Annotated in this window: 3 protein-coding genes; all 3 read left to right on the forward strand. The window is 29.4% G+C overall.

The genetic code is table 11. The features are described 5' to 3' along the window. Positions 1–395: 395 nt before the first annotated feature. The gene (locus tag BM384_RS16380) at positions 396–656 is read left to right on the forward strand and encodes a stage V sporulation protein S (RefSeq protein WP_072991331.1); all 261 of its coding nucleotides are present in this window, start codon (positions 396–398) and stop codon (positions 654–656) included. A gap of 143 nt (positions 657–799) precedes the next feature. Continuing rightward, positions 800–1,060 (forward strand): HPr family phosphocarrier protein, encoded by a 261-nt coding sequence (locus tag BM384_RS16385; protein ID WP_090015238.1) that lies wholly within the window; start codon positions 800–802, stop codon positions 1,058–1,060. Positions 1,061–1,524: 464 nt separating this feature from the next. Further along, on the forward strand, positions 1,525–2,955 hold the full coding sequence (purB, locus tag BM384_RS16390) for an adenylosuccinate lyase (RefSeq protein ID WP_090015240.1): 1,431 nt from the start codon (positions 1,525–1,527) through the stop codon (positions 2,953–2,955). Positions 2,956–3,101: the final 146 nt, after the last annotated feature.

The following is a 3,101-nucleotide window of genomic DNA, read 5'->3' on the forward strand; positions in this document are numbered from 1 at the left end:
TTTTCTCATATGGAAGTTGTCAAATGCATTAAAAAATAATTGTAGGCTGCAAAAGAACCTAAAAGCAAAATAATTAAATTATATTTTAATATGAAGTTATTTTACTTTTAGAACCTTTTGCATGGCAAAACAAAGTTGCTTCCTGCGCTGAAAAGCGTGGCGTCAGCCACTTTGTTTATAAAAAATGGATAGGTATAATAAAAAAATTACAAATGAAAGTAAAACTCAAATCTAGAAATAACTACTAATAAAATGAAAAAATAAACAATATTGAAAAAAGTTTTAATAAAAAGAAGGAATTTTAAAATAAAAGTAGAATATATAAATTAGCATGATTAAGATAGTTAATCATTAAAATGTAAACGATTAGTAGAAGACTAGGAGGAATAATAAAAATGGAAGTATTAAAAGTTTCAACAAAATCAAATCCGAATTCAGTTGCAGGTGCTTTGGCTGCTATAATAAAGGAAAAAAACATAGTAGAAATACAAGCTGTAGGTGCAGGAGCTATTAACCAAGCTGTAAAAGCTATAGCTATAGCTAGAGGTTTTGTAGCACCAAGTGGTAAAGATATTGTATGTGTACCAGCATTTACAGATATTCAAATTGATGGAGAAGAAAGAACAGCAATAAAGCTTATTGTACAACCAAGATAATTAACTTATTCTTTAGCGATACTTTCTAAGTTAAGAAAGGGGTATTGAAATTATTTTCAAACTCATATATAATAATAAAAGTTAAGTGAATACTTATACGAAATTAAGTGAATGCTTATACTATATTTAAAGAGGTGAATTACATGGTTTCAAAAGAGGTTTTAGTTAAGAACAGCAGCGGTCTACACGCTAGACCAGCAACATTATTAGTAAAGAAGGCTTCATCTTTCAAGTCAGATGTAAGCATAGAATTTAATGGTAAGAAAGCAAACGTTAAGAGCTTAATCGGTGTTTTATCATTAGCAGTAACAAAGGATGCTAAGGTAAAGGTTATCGCTAGCGGTGATGACGAAGCTCTAGCTTGTGAAGAAGTAGCTAAATTAATAGAAACTTTAGAAGATTAATTAGAAAGCTCCCTTTAAGGGAGTTTTTTGTTTTCTAATAAACATGTCTTCTAATAGGGATCCTATCCACAAAAATAAATCCATAGTTAAAAATAGTAAGATAAATAAACTTAAAAATATTTTTTTAAATTCTAAAAAAGTCTTTTATAAATATTACTGATAATTCTATTTTCTTTTCCAAAAGAAGCAATATAATTAGATTAAATTGACTTCATTCTTTATTAAATCAATATTATATTTTTTAGACAGCAGATAGTGATATGAATATTTAAATTATAGCCACCTAGATTTTTAAGGTTTATATTTTCAAAATATTGAGGAATATTATTAATACATCTTATAATACAGCTAAATAATATTTAAAAGAACAATTTTTTTAATTTTAGATGAAAAAATGATAGTTTTATGTTATAATACGAATAAAAATACAAAAACAAATTGATTTGTTCGTATGGAGGTACAAAATGAGAGATTTATACAATAGTCCTTTAAATTCCAGATATGCATCTAAAGAAATGAGTTTTATTTTTTCTGAAGATAAAAAATTTACAACATGGAGAAGACTATGGGTGGCATTAGCAGAATGTGAAAAGGAACTTGGGTTAAATATATCTGATGAACAGATAGAAGAGTTAAAAGCACATATAAATGATGTAAATTATGATGATGCCATAAAAAGAGAAAAAGAAGTTAGACATGATGTTATGAGCCACGTATATGCTTATGGATTACAATGTCCAAAGGCAAAGGGAATAATACATTTAGGTGCAACAAGCTGCTTTGTTGGAGATAATACAGATATTATTATAATGAAGGATGCACTTGAATTAGTTAAAGAAAAAATAGTTACAGTATTAGATAGATTACAAAAATTTGCTTTAAAATATAAGGATATGCCAACTCTTGGATTTACACATTTCCAACCTGCACAGCTTACTACAGTAGGTAAGAGAGCTACTCTTTGGATGCAGGATTTAGTAATGGATATAGAAAATATAGATTTCTTATTATCTACATTTAAACTTAGAGGGGTAAAAGGAACAACTGGTACTCAAGCAAGTTTTATGGAACTTTTTGATGGAGATGAAGAAAAGGTAAAAGCTCTTGATGATATGGTTGCTAGAAAAATGGGATTTAGTAAGAGTTTTGCAGTAACAGGGCAAACTTATCCAAGAAAATTTGATTCAATCGTTTTAAATACATTATCAGAAGTAGCTCAAAGCTGCTATAAGTTCTCAAATGATTTAAGACTTCTTCAAAATATGAAGGAGATGGAAGAGCCATTTGAAAAACATCAAATAGGATCTTCAGCTATGGCGTATAAGAGAAATCCAATGAGAAGTGAAAGAATGGGGTCTCTTGCTAGATTAGTTATAGTAAATGCTTTAAATCCAGCTATAACAGCTTCTACACAATGGTTTGAAAGAACTCTTGATGATTCTGCAAATAAGAGAATTTCAGTTCCAGAAGCATTCTTAGCATTAGATGGTGTATTAAATCTTTATATAAATATTGCAGAAAATATGGTTGTATATGATAAAGTAATAGCAAGCCATGTAAATAATGAATTACCTTTTATGGCTACTGAAAATATTATGATGGAATGTGTTAAGAGAGGTGGAGACAGACAAGAACTTCACGAAAGAATAAGAGAACATTCTATGGCAGCAGCACAAAGAGTTAAGGGTGAAGGATTAAACAATGATTTAATTGATAGAATAATAAATGATCCTGCATTTAACCTTACAAAGGAAGAAATCTTAGCAGTAATTAACCCAGTTAAGTTTACTGGAAGATCTTCAAGTCAAGTAGTAGAGTTTGTAGACACATATGTTAAACCTATTATAGAAGCAAATAAAGATGCAGTAAAAATTGAAAGTGAAATAAACGTATAATTTAAATATATTTATAGAAAGAGTAATGTGTATATTTTTATGCACATTGCTCTTTTTTGTGCGCCCAGCATGGGCGTGCACTAATCGGTGAAAGTCCGTAACGGGGGCTGATAGTGCCAACCGTATAGCTTAAGACAAGGGTGTCC

Source organism: Clostridium sp. DSM 8431, from assembly GCF_900116755.1.
In the GTDB taxonomy this organism is placed as follows: Bacteria; Bacillota; Clostridia; order Clostridiales; family Clostridiaceae; genus Clostridium.